This window comes from Nocardia barduliensis (genome assembly GCF_013315795.1).
In the GTDB taxonomy this organism is placed as follows: Bacteria; Actinomycetota; Actinomycetes; order Mycobacteriales; family Mycobacteriaceae; genus Nocardia; species Nocardia barduliensis.
Genome location: NZ_JABLTE010000028.1, coordinates 44717 through 64319, shown reverse-complemented (window position 1 = coordinate 64319; position 19603 = coordinate 44717). Strand labels below are relative to the sequence as shown.

Below are 19603 nucleotides of genomic sequence, written 5' to 3'. Positions count from 1 at the left end.
ATGACCGGTCTCGGCGCGTCCAGCGCGACAGCTGACCCGATCATCGATAGGAAGAGCCTGCTGGCCGACCCGGTCGCTCCGGACGGTTCGCGTATCACCAAGGCCGAGTACAAGGACGCGCGCAGCATCCGTCTGTACGTGTACTCGGCGGCGATGGACGAGAAGATCATCATCGACGTCCAGCGCCCCGCCGACGCCTCCGTACCGCGCCCCACGCTGTACCTGCTCAACGGCGCGGGCGGCGGCGAGGACGAAGCCTCGTGGCAGGCGAAGACGGACGCGCTGCAGTTCCTGTCGGACAAGAACGTCAACGTGATCCAGCCCATCGGCGGCAAGTGGAGCTACTACACCGACTGGATCAAGGACGACCCGGTACTCGGCCGCAACAAGTGGAAGACCTTCTTCACCGAGGAGCTGCCCCCGCTGATCGACGGCGCGCTGGGCACCAACGGCGTCAACGCCATCGCGGGCCTGTCCACCTCGGGCACCACGGTGCTGGCGCTGCCGATCTCCAAGCCCGGCCTGTACAAGGCCGCCGCGGCCTACAGCGGCTGCGCACAGACCAGTGACCCGGTCGGTTCCGAGTTCGTCAAGCTGACGGTCGAGACCTGGGGCGGCGGCAACACCGACAACATGTGGGGTCCGCAGGGCGGGCCGGAGTGGGTGGCCAACGACCCGTACGTGCACGCCGAGGGGCTGCGCGGTCTCGACCTGTACATTTCCACCGGCAACGGCCTGCCCGGTCAGTACGACACGCTCAACGGACAGTACGCCCTGCCCGGCGCGTACGGCCTGGCCAACCAGATCATCATCGGCGGTGTGATCGAAGCGGGCACCAACTACTGCACGAACAACCTGAAGAACAAGCTGGACCAGCTGGGTATCCCGGCCACCTACAACTTCCGCAACTCGGGCACCCACTCCTGGGGCTACTGGCGCGACGAGTTCCTGCTGTCGTGGCCGGTGCTCGCGAGGGGTCTCGGCGTCTGATCGCCGAACTGCCCGCCCGGGCCGGAACATCCGGCTGAACTCCGCCGACCGCCTGGTTGCCGAACTCGAGCAACCAGGCGGTCGGTTTTTGTGTCCCTCAGGTCCGCCACCGGGCGGGCGCTCCCGGCTGCCGCGGGTCACCGAGCCCGACGTCGGACCGGCCATGGTGCCGACGGGCCGCTCCCACCGTCTCGGACGCTAACGGGCCCGAGACGGTGTGGTGGCGATCAGACCCAGTTCTCGATCCAGTATTTCCAGATCCGCGGCGCGTAGGCGTCCAATGGCGGGACTTTGATGTCGGTGCCCGCCAGCGCGGCGCTGGTGTGCCTGCAATCGAACCAGCAGGCGAATTCGCTGTGCTCGAGTACATCCAGGGGCACGCCGACCCGGGGCAGCAGCCAGTTGGCGCCGGGAACGCGCAACATCATGTCCAGGGTGCGCTTGGGCATCACCTCGACCAGGTGCGGCGCGCCCGCCTCGTCGGCGAACAGGTTCAGCGCGTCGACCGCGCTCTGCCTGCGCGGATCCACCAGGTGATAGGTGGTCTTGTCCGAACCGGGGCGGTGGGCGATGTGGTCGAGGGCGCGAGCGACGAAATCGACCGGGACCATGTTGGTCTCACCCAGTTTGGGGACCAGCACCGGCAGCAGTCTCGGCAGCTGCGCGCCCATGCGCAGCAGGCGGAAGAAGTAGTAGGGACCGTCGATCCGATCGATCTCGCCGGTCCTGGAATGCCCGATCACGATCGAGGGCCGGTAGATCCGCCAGCGCAGCGAGGACTCCCGCACGATCCGCTCGGCCTCGAATTTCGCTTGCTGCAAGGGGGAGGTCAGCGTCTGGCCGTGATCGAACATGTCCTCGGTGAACAAGCCCTCGGTGGATCCGGCCACCTCCACGGTCGAGACGTGGTGCAGCTGATCGACGCGCAGTTCCTCGGCGACGTCGACCAGATGCCTGGTCCCGCCGCCGCGCTCGGTCAGGTCGTAGCCCGCGGCCAGGTGGAAGACGTGCCGGACGGTGCCGCGATGCCGGGCCAGCCAGGTCGGGTCGATACCCAGCCCCGGGGCGCCCAGATCGCCGCGCACCGGACGGACGCGGTCGCCACCCGCCCATTCCTGCGCGCAGCAGGCGAACCGGTCGGCCGAGGCGTCACCCGGCCGTACCAGTACATGGATGTCACCCTCGCGTTTCAGGAGCTCGGGGATGAGGAACCGACCGATGAACCCAGTTGCCCCGGTAACCAGGTAAGTCATAGCCGATGAACATAGTCGCCTGCCGGTCGGTCCGTTCCGGCGGGCTGATCAGTCGGCGAAGACGGCCTTGCGCTTGGTGAGCATCGCGGTGGCTCCCTCGATGAAATCGGGGGAGCGCAGCAGCTCGGTCTGCCCCGCCTTCTCGGCGGCCAGGGCCGCGTCGAGCGAGGTCAGCGTGGCCTGGTTCAGTGCATGCTTGGTGAGTTCCAGCGCGCGCCGCGGACCGGTGGCGATCTTCGCGACGCCCGCCTCCACCGCGGCGTCGAGTTCGGCATCGGGCACGACCGCGGTGAACAGGCCGGCGGCCGCGGCTTCGCGGGCGGGCAGCCGCTCGCCGAGCAGCGCCATCCGCGCCGCCAGCGGGCGGCCCGCCGCCGCGGCCACCAGCGCGGCCGCTCCGCCGTCGGGCATCAAGCCGATGTTGATGAAGGCCAGCAGCAGGTAGGCGTCCTCGCTGGCGTAGACCAGGTCGGCGGCCAGCGCGATGCCGACGCCGACGCCCGCCGCGGCGCCCCGGATGCGCACGATCACCGGTACCGGCGCGTCCACGATGGCGCGCACCAGCCGGTTCGCCGCGTCCATCACCATGTCCGAGGTGATGCCGCGGCGCGCCTCGTCGGCGCTGGACGACAGATCGGCGCCGGTGCAGAAGTCGCCGCCCTCGCCGGTCAGCACGATCGCCCGCACCGCGCGGTCCTGGGCCGCCGAGTGGAAGGTGTCCCCGAGCGCGACCATGGTGTCGTAGTCGATGGCGTTCTTCCGCTTCGGGTTGGTGATGGTGACCCGGAGCACTTTGCCGTCCTGAACCGCCGTGAACCGCGCGGCGGTGGGCGCGGCGGCCGGGGCCGCGGAATCGTTGTTGCTCATGTTTGCTCCTAAGCTGCAATTCGGCGGACGCCCGGCGGTGAATGGTGGTTAACTTTGCGAATTGTGGTTAACTTAGGTTCCATTGTCGGGCGCTGTCAACCAGCGCCGCCGGAGAACGGAGAGGTGCATGGTCGCGGATCGCAGCGAGGTCGGCCTCGCTTCCGCGCGGCCCGACCCGGGCAGAAGGACGGGCGCTGAGGGCACGTCGGTGCGCCGCCGTCCCAAGGACCGGAAGGTCCAGATCATGCGGGCGGCCGCGCGGGCGTTCAGCGAACGCGGGTACTACCCCGTCGGCGTGGACGAGATCGCCGCCGAGGTCGGCATCTCCGGTCCGGCGCTGTACCGGCACTTCACCAATAAGTACGCGCTCCTGGTCGCGGCCGCCGAGGAAGGCGCGCGACACCTGCTGACCGTCGCCGAGGCCGCCGATGACACCCGGCTGGATCCGGCGCGGCGTTTGGACGCGTTGATCCGCGCGATCAGCGAGCACACCGTCGATATCCGGCGCGAGGCGGGGCTCTACCGGTGGGAACGGCGCTATCTCGAGCGGGACGACCGGGTGCGGATCAGGAAGATCTACGACGACCTGAACAACACCCTGGTGGCGCCGATCGCGCTGCTGCGACCCGACGCGCCGCCCGCGGACACGGCGATGCTGGCGGCGGGCGTGCTCAGCACGATCGCCAGCATCGCCGCGCACCGCACCGCACTGTCGAGCGCGCGGCTGCTGCCGCTGCTGCACGAGATGGCCTGGGCTGTGCTGCGTACCGAATTGCCCCCCGCCCCTGCCGAACCCGATCCCGGGCCGACCGTACGCGGCATCCCGGTGACCTCCAAGCGTGAACAGTTGCTCACCGAGGCCATCCGGATCTTCGGGAGACAGGGCTATCACGAGGCGAGCATCGAAGAGGTCGGCGCCGCGGTCGGCATCAACGCCTCCAGTGTGTACCGGTACTTCGCGAGCAAAGCAGACCTGCTGGCCGCGGCCTTCTACCGCACGGGCGACCGGCTGGCCATCGCGATCACCGAGGCGCTGGCCGAAGCGGCCAGCCGCGAGGAGGCCGCGCGACGGCTGGCCGACCGCTACGCCAAACTGAGTTTCTCGATGCCGGAGATCATGCCGGTCTACTACGCCGAGTTCACCAATCTGCCGCAGGCCGAGCAGCACAAGCTGCGCGCCATCCAGCGGCAGAACGTGCTGGAGTGGGCGAACCTGCTCGACGGCGACCCGGTGGAGGCGCGCTTCCGGGTGCACGCCGCCATCAGCCAGGTCATCGACGTGGGCCGGTTGATCCGATTCGATTCCCGGCCCGCGCAATTGGCCCGGGTCACCGCGCTCATGGACGCGGTGCTGCTGGGTTGAGCGCCTCCGCGCCGATCAGGGGCGGCGGCCGTGCCGGATCCGGAAGATCGTCCTGGCCAGCCGGAGATGGCGCGGGTGCCGATCGAACGTGGACAGGTTCACCGGCGCCTGGTACCGCTTGCGCGTGATGGCCAGCGTCCTGCTGAACTCGCGCAGCCCTTGGTCGCCGTGGCTGTGGCCCTGGCCGTATTCGCCGACTCCGCCGAAGGGCAACGCGGGGATGCCCGCGTAGACGGTCGAGGAATTGATCGTGACCACCCCGACGCGCAATTGTTCGGCGAATGCCTCGATCTCGTGCACGTCCCTGGTGAACACCGACACCGCCACGTCGGTGCCGACCGCGTTGATCCGCTCGGCGGCCTCGTCCATGCTCGCGACCTTGTTCACGATGAGCACCGGGCCGATGCCCTCACCGGTGATCGCGATGCTCTCCTCCGGCACCTCGGCCAGCACGATCGGTTCGATGTAGGGCTCGCGGATCGACTCCAGACCGCCCACCACCGCGCGGCCGCCCCTGGCCACCGCGTCGCGCACCTGCTTGCGCACCACCTCGACCTGCGACTCCATGATCATCGGACCGTAGGACGCCTTCCGGTCCGCGCCGGGCCGCAGCTTGCTCGCCTGCTCGACCACCAGGTCGAGGAAGCGGTCGTAGACCGACTGGGCGACGTAGGCCCGCTGGATGCCGGTGGCGTTCTGCCCGGCGTTGGCCATCGCCCCGAACACGGCGGCCTCGGCGGCGTCGTCCAGCTTCGCGTCGACGTGGACGACCATGCTGCCCTTGCCGCCGCGCTCCACGACGACCGGTGTCATGGTCTGCGCGCACACCGAGATCACCTCGCGCGCGCCTGCCTCCGAACCGGCGTAGGCGATCTTGTCGACCTTGGCCCGGCACAGCGCGGCGCCGGTGGCCCGGTCGCCGGTGACCACTTGCAGCACCGGCTGGTTCGGCGCGAGCCTGGCCCAGCTGTCGGCCAGCCACACGCCGACGCCGGTGGTCAGCTCGTGCGGTTTGAACACCACGGCGTTGCCCGCCGCCATCGCGTAGGCGATCGAGCCCATCGGCGTGAACACCGGGTTGTTCCACGGGCCGAGCACCCCGACGACGCCCAGCGGCAGATAGCCGACCGTGGCCCGCTGGTTGCGGGTGAGCCAGCTGGACCCGATGCGCCGCCGGTCCAGCGCGCGGCCCGCGTTGCGCGCGGCCCAGTCCAGGTTCTCCACCGCGAGCAGTACCTCGATCGCGGCGTCGGCTTCCGGCTTCCCGGTCTCCTCGCACAGCAGGGTGACCAATTCGCCCGAGCGGCGGGCGATCTCGCGCTTCCAGTCCAGCAGCCACCGCCTGCGGCTACTGAATCCCAGCTCCGCCCACCACTTTTCGGCGGAGCGGGCCGCGCGCACCGCGCGATTCAGTTCACCGGCGCTCATCACGGCGTAATTGCCCACGACCTCGCCGGTGCGCGGATCGTAAGACGTCAGCACGTTCGTTCGGCCCGTTCCTCCCGGACGCGCCGCCAACCGTGGCTGCGCGGACTCGGCCATGATCACCTCTCGCAGTGTCGAAACCAGCGTGCGGACCGCTCAGCGGGGCACAGCCGCGGACGAGTGAGTGTGGTCCCCCGCAAAGCAGACTATGGTCTGGCGCAGCGGACCGACAAGGCTCGGCCGCCGGCTCCCGGCCGCACCGGATCGCGCTCACCAGCGTCGATCCCTTGCGTGGCGGACGGGCAGCGAGAAATGTGAGTAAGGACACAATTGGCGCACCCCGGGGTTGGTCCTGCCCGCGCGGCGAAAGGCCGGACCATCCGGCCGGTAACATCACGCCGGGCGCGACGGATCACCAATCCGAGCGTGCGCGTGCGCTCGGGCGACGTGGTCGCCGTACCGGCCGATAGTGGAGAGTTGATGCCGAGTTCCAACCAAGCAGATTCGCATGCGGGTGAGCCAGCGGTCCGGGTAGCGGACGTCCGCAAGTCGTTCGGCGACGTGCATGCACTGCAAGGCGTCAGCTTCGTCGCCGAACGTGCCTCGGTCCTCGGCATCCTCGGGCCCAACGGCGCGGGCAAGACGACCATGGTGAAGGTGCTGTCCACCCTGCTGCGTCCCGACTCGGGCACCGCCGTCGTCGCGGGGCACGACGTGCTGAAGGATCCGGCGGGCGTGCGGCGATCGATCATGATGACCGGTCAGTACGCGGCGCTGGACGAGAACCTCTCCGGCCGGGAGAACCTGGAACTGTTCGGCAGGCTGATGGGCTTGGGCAAGTCCGCGGCCCGCAAGCGCGCCGACACCCTGCTGGAGGAGTTCGACTTGGTGAGCGCGGGCCGCCGTGCCGTGCGCCACTACTCCGGCGGCATGCGCCGCCGCGTCGACATCGCCTGCGGCCTGGTGGTGCGTCCCGAGGTGGTATTCCTGGACGAGCCGACCACCGGCCTCGACCCGCGCAGCCGCCAGGGCGTCTGGGACCTGGTGACCGCGCTCAAGACGCAAGGCATCACGGTGCTGCTGACCACGCAGTACCTGGAGGAAGCCGACGTGCTCAGCGACAACATCATCGTCATCGACAAGGGCACGGTGATCGCCGAGGGCACCGCCGACGAACTCAAGGAGAAGACCGGCGGCAGCTACTGCGAAGTCGTGCCACTCGACCCGAAGAAGCTGCGCACCGCCGCGTACGCGCTCGGCGACCTGGTGCCGCCCGCGGTCATGGCCGACCTCGACGGCGGCGATCGGCTGTCCATCCCCGCGCCGGAGGGCGCCGCCACGCTCACCGAGGCGTTGCGCAGGCTCGACAGCGCGGGCGTCGACCTGGCCGACATCGCGCTGCGCCGCCCCTCGCTCGACGACGTGTTCCTGTCCATCACCGGTCACTCGGGCGGGCGCGCGTGACCACTGCGACCGCGCCGGAGCACCCCGGGGCCGAGGTGAGCCTGTTCGCCGAGCTACCGGCGGCGCGGCTGTCGTCGTTCGCGCAGTGGCGCGCGCTGACCGGCCGGATCATCTGGACCATGGCCACCAAGGGCGAGCTGATCGTCGCGATGGTCACGCCGCTGGTGTTCACCCTCGGCTTCTACCTGCCGCTGCGCTACGTGATGAAGTTCCAGGGCGTCGACTACGCCCAGTACGTCATGCCGATCATCGTGTTGCAGACCATGGCCTTCACCATGATGTCCAACGCGCAGCTGGCCGCCTTCGAGGCGATGACCGGGCTGAGCACCCGCCTGCAGACCATGCCGATCGGGACGCTGGTGCCGTTCACCGCGCGCATCTGCGCGGGGCTGGTCCGCTCGGTCACCTCGCTCACCGCGGCGGTGCTCTTCGGGCACCTGATCGGCTTCCGCTTCGACGCGGGGCTCGGCCAAGCCGTGCTGTTCTGCACGTTCTCCCTCGGCGTCGGCACGGTGCTGGCGATCGGCGCGGACGCGCTCGGCAGCCTGACCAAGAGTCCGGAGTCGCTGAGTCAGGCGCTGACCCTGCCGACGCTGATCTTCGGCATGCTCTCCTGCGGGTTCGTGCCGGAACGCAACTTCCCGGAGTGGATTCGTCCCTTCGTGCGCAACCAGCCGATCTCCCAGTTCTCCTTCGCCCTGCGCGACATGGCGGCCGACGGCGTGACCTGGCAGGTGTTGTGGGTGCCGCTGGTGTGGCTGATCGGGCTCGCCGCGGCATTCGTTCCTTTGGCGATCTGGGCGAGCGTGAGGCGGTCATGAGTTCGATGGAATCGACCGTGGAGCGCACCGCCCAGCAGGCCGACGAGGCCGAGATCCGCGCGAGCGAACCGCTGCCGGTGGTCCGGGCGAAGCCGGAAGGCTCGCTGGTCACCTGGGCGGTGCAGAGCCTGATCCAGTGCAAGCGGCTGCTGCTGGTCTGGGCGCGCGATCCGGCCACGACCATCCAGACGCTGGTGTACCCGGCGCTGACCTTGCTGATGTTCTACATCGTGCTGAACAAGCCGGTCTCCGGGGCCACCGGCATGCCCGCCGTGTACGGAACCGTTCCGCTGCTGACGCTGGTCGCCGCGATGTCCGGTGCGGTGGTCAGCGCGCTCGGCTTCAAGACCGAGAAGATGACCGGGCTGCTCGGCCGGTTCTGGACGATGCCGGTGCATCGTGCGGCCGGATTCACCGGCCGACTGCTCGCGGAGGCGGTCCGCGTCCTGGTCACCACCCTGTTCGTCGTGGCGGTGGGACTGCTGCTCGGCTTCCGTTTCGATCAGGGGCCAGCGGCGGCGGTGGCGTTGATCGGCATCCCGGTCCTGTTCGGGGTCGCCTTCGCCGTACTGGTCACCGCGCTGGCCACCGTGTCCGAGGGCGTGATGCTGGTGAACATCATCGGCATCATCAACACGCTGCTGATGTTCTTCAACTCCGGTTTCGTGCCGGTCTTCGCCTACCCGATCTGGTTGCAGGACGTGGTGGCCAACCAGCCGATGAGCTGTGCCATCGATGCGATGCGCGGCTTGTCCTACGGTGGCGCGGTCGCCGAGCCGCTGATCAAGACGCTCGCCTGGACGCTCGGGATGATCGTCGTGTTCGCCTATCCCGCGGTCCGCGGATACCGGCGGGCCGCGGAGACGGGGCCTTAACCGCGAGCCCGCGCCGTGCGCCGGTGCTGGTCACCGGCTTTCGGCCGCCTCCCGCGGTTCGGCGAAGTCGTAATCCAGCCAGCGATCCCGGTTGGTCCAGCCCACCAGGTCGTAGCGCCAGCGGAACGGCCAGGTGTGCGCGACCGTGCCGAACAGCACGCCGCCCAGCGCGATGTAGTCGTCATGCGCGGACAGCAGCGCGCGCCGTCCGCGCGGGGAGGCGCTGAAGAACGCGTCGAACATGGCGATGGACTGTTCGGTGGTGAGCCTGCCGAGGCCGTAGAGGCCGCGCATGCGCATCCAATACACCAGTCGCGCGCGCGGCGGCCACAGCGCGGCGATCGGGTCGCGGCCCTGGCGCAACGCGGTGATCGCGGTGTCCACCAGAGCCAGCGAGTCGGCGACGCTGTAGCCCGTGCACGGGTGCATCATGCCGCCGCGGGACCCGAACGGAACAGCGCGCGCCGTACCCCGGCGCGGCGGCGGCTGGTCGAGCGGGTAGTGCGCCGCCTCGCTCGATTCGGCGCCGGTGAGGCGGATGCCGTGCGCGGCTAAGCGGTGGAGCGTGCGTTTGCGCAATTCGCGCTGCGGCATGCCGCCTCGGAGGCCGAGGCTGGTCTCCTCGAAGATCACCGTGCCGTCGCCCAGTGGCACGGCGTAGAGGAACGACGGCGGCTCGTCCGGGCCCGCGCCGTTCTCCGGTCGCCAGTCCAGCAATAGCCCCTCGCCATCGGCGACCATCGGCGCGGCGGTCTCGGCGTCTACGAAGATGCCGTGCGCGCTCGCCGCCCGGCGCCGCCCGAGCGCGGGCAGCCCGCGAGCGTCGAACACGGCGGCGGCCCGGTGCACCGTGCCGTCGGTGAGTTCCACTTCGTGCGCGTCCACCCGGGTGGCGCGGCCCGCGACGACGGTGGCGTCGTCGAGCGCCAGCGCCGCGTGCAGACCGGGCTTGGACAGCACGCAGTAGGGGCGGTCGATGCGGTGTTCGGTCTTCGTCCAGACCGTGGGCGCCGGGATGGTGGTCGCGACGGCCGTGGACGGCAGCCAGTCCGGCAGTTCGTCCACCCAGCAGGAGAACGTGGGCGGCCACAGCCGGTCCGGGCGGGGGTCGACGGCGGTGACCGACAGCCCGGCGCGCATCGCGCGGTGCGCCAGCGCCCGCCCTGTGGGACCGAGCCCGACCACGCACACATCGACTTCCCGGCCCGCGCTGACACCCATAGGGGCATTCAATCCGCTCGGCCGATACGAGCGCAACCATCCGAAGCGCACCTGCCCAAGTAATTCGGGTCTCGCCATATCGGAATAAATCGGCGTCGGGACGGGAGAATTCCACTTCCGCGCGTGCCCCCAGAATCAGTGGCCCAGCAACTTCAGTCGTGAAATGGATTGCGGCGCACCATACCGTGGGCTCGGAGCGCGAAGCGTTCCGGGATTCGGGATAAGGGGAGTCATGAGAGGAAGCCACTTCCGCCGGCTGGTGTTGTCGGCGGTGGTCGTCGGTGCCGCCGCATCGACGGTCGTGTCGGTGCAGGCGTCTGCGGCGCCCGCGGAGTCTTCGATCGTGTCCGTGCAGGAGCACGATGCGCGGAACCTGACATTGACGGTGCATTCCGCCGCCATGGATCTCGATATTCCGGTGGAAGTGCAGCGTGCCGCGGATACGAGCGTGCCGCGTCCGGTGCTGTACATGCTGCTCGGCGCGGCCGGTGGCATCGACGGCTCCACGTGGGCGACGAAAACCGATGCGATGCAATTCCTCGCGGACAAGAACGTGCACGCGGTCACGCCGATCGGCGGCATGTTCAGCTATTACGCGGACTGGCAGAAGGACGATCCCAGGCTCGGGCGCCAGAAGTGGAAGACCTTCCTGAGCAGCGAACTGCCGCCGCTGATCGACAGCTATCTGGCCACAAGCGGGCGCAACGCCGTCGCGGGCTTCTCCATGTCGGCGACGACGACGCTGGCGCTCGCGGCGACCACCGGTGACCTGTTCTCCAGCGTCGCGGCCTACAGCGGTTGCGCCCAGACCAGCGATCCGATCGGCCGCGAGTTCGTCCGGCTCACCGTCGAAGAGTGGGGCCTGGCCGAGCTCGACAACATGTGGGGACCCGCGGGAGACCCGCAATGGAAGGCCAACGACCCGTACGTGCATGCCGAGGGGCTGCGCGGGAAATCGATATACATCGCCAGTGGAAACGGCATGCCGGGTGTCTACGACCAGTACGGCGGAAAATACTCGCTGAACGGCCCGTGGGGTTTCGCCAATCAACTCGTGGTCGGCGGCGTCATCGAGGCGGCCACCAATTACTGCTCGCACAACATGAAAGACCGGTTGGACAGCCTCGGCATCCCCGCGCGATACAACTTCCGGCCCGAAGGCACCCATTCCTGGGGCTATTGGGAGGACGCGCTGAAGGACTCCTGGCCGACCCTGGCCGCCCCTTTGGGAATCTGATCGGGAATTCGAGATGCCTCTTCGCTTCCGGGCCGCGCGAGTCGCGGGCCTGATGATGGTCGCGGTCTGCGCCGCGCTGCTGCACGCGCCGAACGCGGCCGCCGTCCCGGAGACGCCACCACTGGACGGCGCCAACGATTGGTCCTGCCTGCCCACCCAGGCACGGCCGGAACCGGTGGTGCTCGTGCACGGTTCGGGTACCGATATCGGCCGCAGTTTCGCCCTGCTCGCGCCCGCCATCCGGGCCGAGGGGCACTGCGTGTTCGCCGCGAATCTCGGAGCGGCGCCCGGCGTCGTCGACGCGGTGAGCGGGCAGACCGGTTCCAGTTCGACCGGCATCGGGCCGATCGGCGCCGCTCTGCTGGGACGCGCGCTCTACGGCGTGGCCGACATCGACCGGATGGCGAGCGAACTCGCCGAAGTCGTGCGTTCCGTCCGGGAGACGACCGGTGCGAGCCGGGTGGCGCTGGTCGGCCACTCCACCGGCGGCACCGTGATCCGGCAGTACCTGCGGGCCCGCGGCGCGGACGCGGTCGCGCAGGTGGTGACGCTCGGCACGCCGTATCGCGGCACGACCTGGGACGGGTTGCGCGCGGGCTACCCCGACCTGGCCTCGCTCGGCCTGGGCAACGCGCAGATCGCGGCGCAGGTCTTCGGGACCCCGGGCCAGCAGCAGGTGGTCGGGTCACCGCTGCTGAACCGGTTGAACGCGGGGGGCGAGACCGTGCCCGGTCTCCGGTACACGGCCATCGCCTCCCGCGCCGACCAGGTGATCACGCCGCAGGACACCGCCCTGCTCGCCGCCCCCGCCGCCGCCGACCGGAACCTCTGGCTCCAGGACGGCTGCCCCGGCAACACCGCCGACCACAGCGGCATGCTCGAAGACCCGCGCGCCGCCGCCGCCGTCCTCTCGGCGCTCGCCGGTGATCTGCGCGCGTTGCCCTGCTGATCCACCGCCGCCGGACAAGATCGTCAACACGAAAACGGAGTAACTCGGTGGGTCTCGGCATTACTTGTAGCGGGCTCCGCCGCGAATTCGCGGGAGTCGCCGTAGTCGACGATGTGACGTTCGAAGCGCCTGCGGGCCGAGTCACCGCGGTAGTCGGTCCGAACGGTGCGGGAAAGACGACTTTGTTGTCGATGCTCGCCGGTCGGTTGCGACCGCACCGTGGGTATCTGCGCGTGGAGGACGCGGACCCCAGTGTCGAGCCGTGGGTGGTCCGATCGAAAGTCGGCTGGGTGCCCGACGTGCACGAAGGCAACGAGACCTGGACCGTCGCACAGACTTTGGAATACTCGGCGAAAATCGCGGGTCACAGTGCGGAGGCGGCCGCGCGCCTCGTCGATCGGGGTACGCGTCTGGCACGCTTACGCGACCTGTCCGCCAAACCCGTTCTCCGGCTTTCCCGGAGCGAGAAGAAGTGGATGGGCCTGGCCAGGGCGCTGGTCTCCGATCCGGCGGCGCTCGTGCTGGACAACCCGATGGCGGACCTGGATGACGGCGGCCGCCGCTATCTCGCCGAAACGCTGCGCGCTCTGGCGCGGCAGGACATGACGATCGTCGTCTCGGCATGTGCGAAAGACCGGCTCGCCGGCTGCGCGGAGCGGACTTTGCATATCGACCAGGGTCGAGTCGTCGCGACCGAATGACCTACGTACCCGGACAGGACGGTCCAGGGCCGGAATTCGAAACCGGGCCCCGGAGATGGACCGCCGGGTCGGCCGCGACTACTTGGGCGTGACCCAAGTGGTGATGTCGGCGTGCACGACCTCGAGTCCGTGCTTGTCGTAGATCGAGACCGGCACCAGCAGCTCCCGGCCCTCGGTGATGCTCGCGAAATCGGGGATCTCCGGCAGCTTCGCCACGGCCCGCAGCCCCGTCTCGGCCTTGGCCAGGTACTGGACGTTCATCGCCTTCGGAATCCACCGGTGCGTCGCGGGCACCGTCGCCTCGCTCAGCATGCCCATCGCGACCTCGGCCAGATTGCACGCCGCGATGGCGTGAAAAGTGCCCAGATGGTTGTGGATGCCGAACCACTTCGGCGACGTCACCTCGCACAGCCCCGGCTCGAGCCGGACGACATTCGGAAGCACCGTGCCGAAGTAGGGCACCCGAGCCACCATCCCGAGCGAGAACAGGGCATGTCCCAGCCGGTTGTCCGGCAGCTTCTTCCAGCCGCGGTAGGTCACGGTCTCTTTGGTCATGCGGGAATCTTACTCAAAAGTAAGTTAAGCGTGCGGGGGTGGGCGCGGCAGACCGATTTGAAGTGGCTCGTGGGCGTCGTGCATACTGTTCGGGTTGCCTTGCACCGGGCCGCGTCTGTTTCCCTGTGAAACGGGTGGTCGGGCGGGGCGAGCAGTACCCATCCTGTACCTCGCCGGGTTTCCGGCGTGGGTACGTCCGGGACGATGTTCCAGGTTCGAGACGCAGTGCGATCCGAGGCCGAGGAATGAGTGGAAGGGCGACACGCCCGACCGCGTGGACCGGAGAACCATGACAGATGAACAGCGGCGAGGATCGGGCATGCCCGGTCAGGAGTCTCCACTGTGTCGGATCTGCCCGATCGAGGGCCCCGCGTAGTCGCGCGGGCCGCCTCCTCCGGGTTCGACCCGCCCGGGCTGGGACGTCTTCGTGTGTTCGGGCTGTGCAAATGAGGGTGGTCCAGAGTGCTGGTGTAGCCGGCTTCCGGATCACGAAGGAAAGCGGAGAAAAGGACACTTAGCGTGGCGGGACAAAAGATCCGCATCAGGCTCAAGGCCTATGACCACGAGGCGATCGACGCATCGGCGCGCAAGATCGTGGAGACGGTGACCCGCACCGGGGCACGCGTCGTCGGCCCGGTGCCGTTGCCGACCGAGAAGAACGTGTACTGCGTCATCCGTTCGCCGCACAAGTACAAGGACTCGCGCGAGCACTTCGAGATGCGTACGCACAAGCGCCTCATCGACATCCTCGACCCGACGCCGAAGACGGTGGACGCGCTCATGCGCATCGACCTGCCGGCCAGCGTCGACGTCAACATTCAGTGACGGGGACTCGAGACATGACTGACAACAAGAACAGGCCGGCCGCCGGCATCCTGGGCACCAAGCTCGGCATGACCCAGGTCTTCGACGACAAGAACCGCGTCGTTCCCGTGACCGTCATCAAGGCCGGGCCGAACGTCGTCACCCAGATCCGCACCGTGGAGCGCGACGGCTACAGCGCCGTCCAGGTCGCTTTCGGCGCCATCGACCCGCGCAAGGTGAACAAGCCGGTCTCCGGCCAGTTCGCCAAGGCGGGCGTCACCCCGCGCCGCCACGTCGCCGAGATCCGCGTCGCGGACGCCTCCACCTTCGAGGTCGGCCAGGAGATCAACGCCGACGTGTTCGAAGAGGGCGCCTACGTCGACGTCACCGGCACCAGCAAGGGCAAGGGCTTCGCCGGCACCATGAAGCGCCACGGCTTCCGTGGTCAGGGCGCCTCGCACGGTGCCCAGGCCGTGCACCGCCGTCCGGGTTCGATCGGCGGCTGCGCCACCCCCGGCCGCGTGTTCAAGGGCATGCGCATGTCGGGCCGGATGGGTAACGACCGGGTCACCACGCAGAACCTGTCGGTGCACAAGGTGGATGCCGAGAACGGCCTGCTGCTGATCAAGGGAGCGATCCCGGGTCGCAAGGGCGGCGTCGTGATCGTCAAGAGCGCCGTGAAGGGTGGTGCGCACGCATGACGACCTCAGCTGTGAACACTGAGAAGAAGTCGGCAAATCTCACGCTGCCGGTCAAGGAGATCGGTGGCAAGACCAACGGCACCGTCGATCTCCCCGCGGAGATCTTCGACGTGACCGCCAACATCGCGCTGATGCACCAGGTCGTCGTGGCCCAGCAGGCCGCGGCCCGCCAGGGCACGCACGCCACCAAGACCCGTGGCCAGGTTCGCGGCGGTGGCAAGAAGCCGTACCGGCAGAAGGGCACCGGTCGCGCCCGCCAGGGTTCGACCCGCGCGCCCCAGTTCACCGGCGGTGGCACCGTGCACGGCCCGCAGCCGCGCGACTACACCCAGCGCCTGCCCAAGAAGATGAAGGCCGCCGCCCTGCGTGGCGCCCTGTCCGACCGGGCGCGCAACGAGCGCATCCACGTGATCACCGAACTGGTGTCGGGCCAGGCCCCGTCCACCAAGACCGCCAAGAGCTTCCTGGCCGAGCTGTCGGACCGCAAGAAGTTCCTGGTCGTCGTCGGCCGCGAAGACGTCGCCGCGTGGAAGAGCGTGGCGAACCTGCAGAACGTGCACCCGATCGCCCCGGACCAGCTCAACACCTACGACGTGCTCAACAGCGACGACGTGGTGTTCAGCGTCGAGGCGCTCAACACGTTCGTGCACGGCCCGGCCGAGGCTGCACAGGAGGAGAGCAAGTGACCACCATCGCCGACCCCCGCGACATCCTGCTGGCGCCGGTCATCTCCGAGAAGTCCTACGGGCTGATCGAGGAGGGCACCTACACCTTCCTGGTGCACCCGGACTCGAACAAGACGCAGATCAAGATCGCCGTGGAGAAGGTCTTCGGTGTGAAGGTGACCAGCGTCAACACCGCCAACCGTCAGGGCAAGCGCAAGCGGACCCGCTTCGGTTACGGCAAGCGCAAGGACACCAAGCGCGCGCTCGTGACCATCTCGGCCGACAGCAAGCCCATCGAGATCTTCGGAGGCCCGGTCGCGTAAGCGCCCGGGAATCCAGAAAGCAGAGAAGAACTCATGGCAATCCGTAAGTACAAGCCGACTACGCCGGGCCGTCGTGGCGCCAGCGTCTCGGACTTCGCCGAGATCACCCGGTCGGAGCCGGAGAAGTCGCTGCTGCGTCCGCTGACCAAGTCCGGCGGCCGCAACGCCCACGGCCGGATCACCACCCGGCACCGCGGCGGCGGGCACAAGCGCGCCTACCGTCTGATCGACTTCCGTCGCCTGGACAAGGACGGCATCCCGGCCAAGGTCGCGCACATCGAGTACGACCCGAACCGCACCGCCAACATCGCGCTGCTGCACTTCGTGGACGGCGAGAAGCGCTACATCATCGCCCCCAAGGGCGTGACGCAAGGCACCCGCATCGAGTCCGGCCCGACGGCTGACATCAAGCCGGGCAACAACCTGCCGCTGCGCAACATCCCGACCGGTACCACCATCCACGCGGTGGAGCTGCGTCCGGGCGGCGGCGCCAAGCTGGCCCGCTCGGCCGGTATGAGCATCCAGCTGCTGGGTAAGGAAGGCCCCTACGCCACGCTGCGTATGCCCTCCGGTGAGATCCGTCGCGTCGACGTGCGCTGCCGCGCCACCGTCGGCGAGGTCGGCAACGCCGAGCAGTCGAACATCAACTGGGGCAAGGCCGGCCGCATGCGCTGGAAGGGCCGCCGCCCCACGGTCCGTGGTGTCGTCATGAACCCGGTCGACCACCCGCATGGTGGTGGTGAGGGCAAGACCTCCGGTGGTCGCCACCCGGTCTCGCCGTGGGGTCAGCCGGAAGGCCGCACCCGCAAGCCCAACCGTCCGAGCGACAAGCTCATCGTCCGCCGTCGCAAGACCGGCAAGAAGCGCTGAAGGAGGAGGTAAGAAATGCCACGCAGCCTCAAGAAAGGCCCGTTCGTCGATGACCACCTCCTGAAGAAGGTGGACGTGCAGAACGAGAAGGGCACCAAGCAGGTCATCAAGACCTGGTCGCGTCGTTCGACCATCATCCCCGATTTCATCGGGCACACGTTCGCGGTGCACGACGGCCGCAAGCACGTGCCGGTGTTCATCTCGGACAACATGGTCGGGCACAAGCTCGGTGAGTTCGCGCCGACCAGGACGTTCAAGAGCCACGTCAAGGAAGACCGGAAGAGCAAGCGGCGATGAGCGAAGCGAAGAGCAATCAAACACTGCTGACGACTCCGTCGAACCCGACTGCGCGCGCGACCGCCAAGCACGTTCGCGTGACCCCGATGAAGGCACGCCGTGTCGTGGACCTGGTCCGCGGCAAGCGCGTCGAGGACGCCCTCGCCCTGCTGAAGTTCGCGCCCCAGGCCGCGAGCGAGCCGGTCGCCAAGGTCGTCGCCAGTGCCGCGGCCAACGCCGAGAACAATCTCGGCCTGAACCCGGCCACGCTGGTCATCTCGACGGCCTACGTCGACGAGGGTGCGACCCTGAAGCGGTTCCAGCCGCGTGCCCAGGGCCGCGCGTTCCGCATCCGCAAGCGCACCAGCCACATCACCATCGAGGTCGAGAGCATCCCCACCGCCGGTGGATCCCCTCGTAACCGCCGGAAGGGAGGGGCAAAGTAAATGGGACAGAAGATCAATCCCCATGGCTTCCGCCTCGGTATCACCACCGACTGGAAGTCGCGTTGGTACGCGGACAAGCAGTACGCGGACTACGTGAAGGAAGACGTCGCGATCCGCAAGCTGCTGGCCACCGGCATGGAGCGGGCGGGCATCTCCAAGGTCGAGATCGAGCGCACCCGTGACCGCGTGCGGGTGGACATCCACACCGCGCGTCCGGGCATCGTGATCGGCCGCCGCGGCGCCGAGGCCGACCGCATCCGCGCCGAGCTGGAGAAGCTCACCGGCAAGCAGGTGCAGCTGAACATCCTCGAGGTCAAGAACCCCGAGTCGGATGCGCAGTTGGTCGCCCAGGCCGTCGCGGAGCAGCTGTCCAACCGTGTCGCGTTCCGTCGCGCGATGCGCAAGGCCATCCAGTCGGCCATGCGTTCGCCGAACGTCAAGGGCATCCGGGTGCAGTGCTCGGGCCGCCTCGGCGGCGCGGAAATGTCGCGCTCGGAGTTCTACCGCGAGGGTCGGGTGCCGCTGCACACGCTGCGCGCCGACATCGACTACGGCCTCTACGAGGCCAAGACCACCTTCGGTCGCATCGGTGTGAAGGTCTGGATCTACAAGGGCGACATCGTCGGTGGCAAGCGTGAGCTGGCCGCCGCTGCCGCCGCGCCCGAGCGTCCGCGCCGGGAGCGGCCGAGCCGCCCGCGTCGGTCCGGTTCCACCGGCACCACGGCGACCAGCACCGAGGCCGGGCGCGCCGCCACCGCGGTGGCCGACGCTCCGGCAGAGACACAGGAGGGCTGACGCATGCTGATGCCTCGCAAGGTGAAGCACCGCAAGCAGCATCACCCGGGTCGTTCCGGCATGGCCAAGGGCGGCACTTCGGTGGCGTTCGGCGAGTTCGGCATCCAGGCGCTGGAGCCGGCGTACGTCACCAACCGGCAGATCGAGTCGGCGCGTATCGCGATGACTCGCCACATCCGCCGTGGCGGCAAGATCTGGATCAACATCTACCCGGATCGTCCGCTGACCAAGAAGCCCGCCGAGACCCGCATGGGTTCGGGTAAGGGTTCGCCGGAGTGGTGGGTCGCGAACGTCAAGCCCGGTCGGGTGATGTTCGAGATGAGCTACCCGAACGAGGAGACCGCTCGTGAGGCCCTGCGCCGCGCGATGCACAAGCTCCCGATGAAGTGCCGGATCGTGACCAGGGAGGAGCAGTTCTGATGGCTACCGGAACACCGGCCGCAGAGCTCCGCGAGCTCACCGAAGAGGAGTTGGTGGCCAAGCTGCGCGACTCCAAGGAAGAGCTGTTCAACCTGCGCTTCCAGATGGCGACGGGTCAGCTGGACAACAACCGTCGTCTGCGCGTCGTCCGTCACGAGATCGCGCGCATCTACACGGTCATGCGTGAGCGCGAGCTCGGTCTGGCCACCGGACCCGCTGGCAAGGGAGATGCCGCATGAGCGACAAAGCAGAAGGGCAGCGCGGCACCCGCAAGGTGCGTGTCGGTTACGTTGTCTCGGACAAGATGAACAAGACGATCGTCGTGGAGCTGGAAGACCGTAACCGGCACCCGCTCTACGGCAAGATCATTCGCACCACCTCGAAGGTGAAGGCGCACGACGAGAACGAGATCGCCGGCATCGGTGACCGCGTTCAGCTGATGGAGACCCGTCCGCTGTCGGCCACCAAGCGCTGGCGTCTGGTCGAGGTCCTGGAGAAGGCCAAGTAAGCCTTCCCCACGGCGTGAAACCCGAAGGCCCGCCTCCCGTTCCGGGAAGCGGGCCTTCGCCGTGCCGGGGTGGC

At 68.5% G+C, this 19603-nt stretch carries 24 protein-coding genes; 19 read left to right on the top strand and 5 right to left on the bottom strand.

Annotated elements, in window-relative coordinates; translation table 11 throughout:
* The gene (locus tag HOV91_RS14670; RefSeq protein ID WP_174185939.1) at positions 1-990 is read left to right on the top strand and encodes an alpha/beta hydrolase; all 990 of its coding nucleotides are present in this window, start codon (positions 1-3) and stop codon (positions 988-990) included.
* A 227-nt stretch (positions 991-1217) separates the two neighbouring features.
* Here the strand turns inward: HOV91_RS14670 and HOV91_RS14665 are convergent, their stop codons facing one another.
* Both HOV91_RS14665 and HOV91_RS14660 read right to left on the bottom strand, forming a co-directional pair.
* Complete coding sequence (locus HOV91_RS14665; protein WP_174185933.1) at positions 1218-2243, bottom strand: SDR family oxidoreductase; 1026 nt, start codon at positions 2241-2243, stop codon at positions 1218-1220.
* Positions 2244-2291: 48 nt separating this feature from the next.
* The gene (locus HOV91_RS14660; protein WP_174185932.1) at positions 2292-3110 is read right to left on the bottom strand and encodes an enoyl-CoA hydratase; all 819 of its coding nucleotides are present in this window, start codon (positions 3108-3110) and stop codon (positions 2292-2294) included.
* A gap of 127 nt (positions 3111-3237) precedes the next feature.
* On the opposite strand from HOV91_RS14660, the gene HOV91_RS14655 reads away from it, so the two are divergent.
* Entirely contained in the window at positions 3238-4473 is a 1236-nt protein-coding gene (locus HOV91_RS14655; RefSeq protein WP_174185931.1) for a TetR/AcrR family transcriptional regulator, read from the top strand.
* 15 nt (positions 4474-4488) lie between these two features.
* On the opposite strand, the gene HOV91_RS14650 is transcribed toward HOV91_RS14655, so the two are convergent.
* A complete protein-coding gene (locus tag HOV91_RS14650) occupies positions 4489-6015 on the bottom strand; it encodes an aldehyde dehydrogenase family protein (protein ID WP_174185938.1) in 1527 nt (508 codons plus the stop codon).
* Between the two features lie 363 nt (positions 6016-6378).
* On the opposite strand from HOV91_RS14650, the gene HOV91_RS14645 reads away from it, so the two are divergent.
* From HOV91_RS14645 to HOV91_RS14635, 3 genes are read left to right on the top strand one after another with little or no spacing between them, the layout of a single operon-like run.
* Entirely contained in the window at positions 6379-7362 is a 984-nt protein-coding gene (locus HOV91_RS14645) for an ATP-binding cassette domain-containing protein (protein ID WP_174185930.1), read from the top strand.
* Positions 7359-8183 carry an ABC transporter permease gene (locus HOV91_RS14640; protein WP_174185929.1) on the top strand — a complete coding sequence of 275 codons (825 nt, stop codon included), beginning with the start codon at positions 7359-7361 and terminating at the stop codon, positions 8181-8183. The genes HOV91_RS14645 and HOV91_RS14640 overlap by 4 nt, the downstream gene beginning before the upstream one ends.
* Positions 8184-8188: 5 nt before the next feature.
* A complete protein-coding gene (locus HOV91_RS14635) occupies positions 8189-9058 on the top strand; it encodes an ABC transporter permease (RefSeq protein ID WP_438822663.1) in 870 nt (289 codons plus the stop codon).
* Between the two features lie 30 nt (positions 9059-9088).
* Here HOV91_RS14635 and HOV91_RS14630 read toward each other — a convergent pair whose 3' ends face one another.
* A complete protein-coding gene (locus HOV91_RS14630) occupies positions 9089-10279 on the bottom strand; it encodes a lycopene cyclase family protein (protein WP_174185927.1) in 1191 nt (396 codons plus the stop codon).
* Positions 10280-10511: 232 nt separating this feature from the next.
* On the opposite strand from HOV91_RS14630, the gene HOV91_RS14625 reads away from it, so the two are divergent.
* Genes HOV91_RS14625 through HOV91_RS14615 form a run of 3 tightly spaced genes read left to right on the top strand, consistent with a single transcriptional unit; the run spans position 10512 to position 13166 of the window.
* A complete protein-coding gene (locus HOV91_RS14625) occupies positions 10512-11516 on the top strand; it encodes an alpha/beta hydrolase (RefSeq protein WP_174185926.1) in 1005 nt (334 codons plus the stop codon).
* 13 nt (positions 11517-11529) lie between these two features.
* Entirely contained in the window at positions 11530-12465 is a 936-nt protein-coding gene (locus HOV91_RS14620; RefSeq protein ID WP_174185925.1) for an esterase/lipase family protein, read from the top strand.
* Positions 12466-12512: 47 nt separating this feature from the next.
* Positions 12513-13166, top strand: coding sequence for an ATP-binding cassette domain-containing protein (locus HOV91_RS14615; protein ID WP_174185924.1), 654 nt, complete (start codon positions 12513-12515; stop codon positions 13164-13166).
* Positions 13167-13244: 78 nt separating this feature from the next.
* Here the strand turns inward: HOV91_RS14615 and HOV91_RS14610 are convergent, their stop codons facing one another.
* Positions 13245-13721, bottom strand: coding sequence for a hotdog fold domain-containing protein (locus tag HOV91_RS14610; RefSeq protein ID WP_174185923.1), 477 nt, complete (start codon positions 13719-13721; stop codon positions 13245-13247).
* A 519-nt stretch (positions 13722-14240) separates the two neighbouring features.
* Here HOV91_RS14610 and rpsJ point away from each other — a divergent pair.
* The 11 genes from rpsJ to rpsQ are packed head-to-tail and all read left to right on the top strand — an operon-like array spanning position 14241 to position 19529.
* Entirely contained in the window at positions 14241-14546 is a 306-nt protein-coding gene (gene rpsJ / locus HOV91_RS14605; RefSeq protein WP_003938093.1) for a 30S ribosomal protein S10, read from the top strand.
* Positions 14547-14560: 14 nt separating this feature from the next.
* Positions 14561-15226: a 50S ribosomal protein L3 gene (gene rplC / locus HOV91_RS14600; protein WP_043719739.1), complete on the top strand. Its 666-nt coding sequence runs from the start codon at positions 14561-14563 to the stop codon at positions 15224-15226.
* Positions 15223-15912, top strand: coding sequence for a 50S ribosomal protein L4 (gene rplD / locus HOV91_RS14595; protein ID WP_174185922.1), 690 nt, complete (start codon positions 15223-15225; stop codon positions 15910-15912). The genes rplC and rplD overlap by 4 nt, the downstream gene beginning before the upstream one ends.
* Positions 15909-16214: a 50S ribosomal protein L23 gene (rplW, locus tag HOV91_RS14590; protein WP_014981657.1), complete on the top strand. Its 306-nt coding sequence runs from the start codon at positions 15909-15911 to the stop codon at positions 16212-16214. The genes rplD and rplW overlap by 4 nt, the downstream gene beginning before the upstream one ends.
* Before the next feature lie 33 nt (positions 16215-16247).
* Positions 16248-17084, top strand: coding sequence for a 50S ribosomal protein L2 (gene rplB / locus HOV91_RS14585; RefSeq protein ID WP_043687244.1), 837 nt, complete (start codon positions 16248-16250; stop codon positions 17082-17084).
* A 15-nt stretch (positions 17085-17099) separates the two neighbouring features.
* Positions 17100-17381 carry a 30S ribosomal protein S19 gene (rpsS, locus tag HOV91_RS14580; protein WP_043719741.1) on the top strand — a complete coding sequence of 94 codons (282 nt, stop codon included), beginning with the start codon at positions 17100-17102 and terminating at the stop codon, positions 17379-17381.
* Complete coding sequence (gene rplV, locus HOV91_RS14575) at positions 17378-17806, top strand: 50S ribosomal protein L22 (protein ID WP_174185921.1); 429 nt, start codon at positions 17378-17380, stop codon at positions 17804-17806. Before rpsS ends, rplV begins: the two co-directional genes overlap by 4 nt.
* Positions 17807-18601 carry a 30S ribosomal protein S3 gene (gene rpsC, locus HOV91_RS14570; RefSeq protein ID WP_043687258.1) on the top strand — a complete coding sequence of 265 codons (795 nt, stop codon included), beginning with the start codon at positions 17807-17809 and terminating at the stop codon, positions 18599-18601.
* Positions 18602-18604: 3 nt separating this feature from the next.
* A complete protein-coding gene (gene rplP / locus HOV91_RS14565; RefSeq protein WP_040864842.1) occupies positions 18605-19021 on the top strand; it encodes a 50S ribosomal protein L16 in 417 nt (138 codons plus the stop codon).
* The gene (rpmC, locus tag HOV91_RS14560; protein WP_040864843.1) at positions 19021-19260 is read left to right on the top strand and encodes a 50S ribosomal protein L29; all 240 of its coding nucleotides are present in this window, start codon (positions 19021-19023) and stop codon (positions 19258-19260) included. The genes rplP and rpmC overlap by 1 nt, the downstream gene beginning before the upstream one ends.
* A complete protein-coding gene (gene rpsQ / locus HOV91_RS14555; RefSeq protein WP_043719750.1) occupies positions 19257-19529 on the top strand; it encodes a 30S ribosomal protein S17 in 273 nt (90 codons plus the stop codon). The genes rpmC and rpsQ overlap by 4 nt, the downstream gene beginning before the upstream one ends.
* The last annotated feature ends 74 nt before the right edge of the window (positions 19530-19603 follow it).

Coding starts and splice junctions, on each gene's coding strand:
- HOV91_RS14660 (WP_174185932.1), bottom strand. CDS start 3,110: ATGAGCAACAACGATTCCGCGGCCCCGGCCGCCGCGCCCACCGCCGCG.
- HOV91_RS14625 (WP_174185926.1), top strand. CDS start 10,512: ATGAGAGGAAGCCACTTCCGCCGGCTGGTGTTGTCGGCGGTGGTCGTC.
- rplP (WP_040864842.1), top strand. CDS start 18,605: ATGCTGATGCCTCGCAAGGTGAAGCACCGCAAGCAGCATCACCCGGGT.
- rpmC (WP_040864843.1), top strand. CDS start 19,021: ATGGCTACCGGAACACCGGCCGCAGAGCTCCGCGAGCTCACCGAAGAG.
- HOV91_RS14650 (WP_174185938.1), bottom strand. CDS start 6,015: ATGGCCGAGTCCGCGCAGCCACGGTTGGCGGCGCGTCCGGGAGGAACG.
- HOV91_RS14670 (WP_174185939.1), top strand. CDS start 1: ATGACCGGTCTCGGCGCGTCCAGCGCGACAGCTGACCCGATCATCGAT.
- HOV91_RS14610 (WP_174185923.1), bottom strand. CDS start 13,721: ATGACCAAAGAGACCGTGACCTACCGCGGCTGGAAGAAGCTGCCGGAC.
- rpsS (WP_043719741.1), top strand. CDS start 17,100: ATGCCACGCAGCCTCAAGAAAGGCCCGTTCGTCGATGACCACCTCCTG.
- HOV91_RS14655 (WP_174185931.1), top strand. CDS start 3,238: ATGGTCGCGGATCGCAGCGAGGTCGGCCTCGCTTCCGCGCGGCCCGAC.
- HOV91_RS14620 (WP_174185925.1), top strand. CDS start 11,530: ATGCCTCTTCGCTTCCGGGCCGCGCGAGTCGCGGGCCTGATGATGGTC.
- rplB (WP_043687244.1), top strand. CDS start 16,248: ATGGCAATCCGTAAGTACAAGCCGACTACGCCGGGCCGTCGTGGCGCC.
- HOV91_RS14630 (WP_174185927.1), bottom strand. CDS start 10,279: ATGGGTGTCAGCGCGGGCCGGGAAGTCGATGTGTGCGTGGTCGGGCTC.
- rplD (WP_174185922.1), top strand. CDS start 15,223: ATGACGACCTCAGCTGTGAACACTGAGAAGAAGTCGGCAAATCTCACG.
- HOV91_RS14635 (WP_438822663.1), top strand. CDS start 8,189: ATGGAATCGACCGTGGAGCGCACCGCCCAGCAGGCCGACGAGGCCGAG.
- rpsC (WP_043687258.1), top strand. CDS start 17,807: ATGGGACAGAAGATCAATCCCCATGGCTTCCGCCTCGGTATCACCACC.
- rplC (WP_043719739.1), top strand. CDS start 14,561: ATGACTGACAACAAGAACAGGCCGGCCGCCGGCATCCTGGGCACCAAG.
- HOV91_RS14665 (WP_174185933.1), bottom strand. CDS start 2,243: ATGACTTACCTGGTTACCGGGGCAACTGGGTTCATCGGTCGGTTCCTC.
- HOV91_RS14645 (WP_174185930.1), top strand. CDS start 6,379: ATGCCGAGTTCCAACCAAGCAGATTCGCATGCGGGTGAGCCAGCGGTC.
- rplV (WP_174185921.1), top strand. CDS start 17,378: ATGAGCGAAGCGAAGAGCAATCAAACACTGCTGACGACTCCGTCGAAC.
- rpsQ (WP_043719750.1), top strand. CDS start 19,257: ATGAGCGACAAAGCAGAAGGGCAGCGCGGCACCCGCAAGGTGCGTGTC.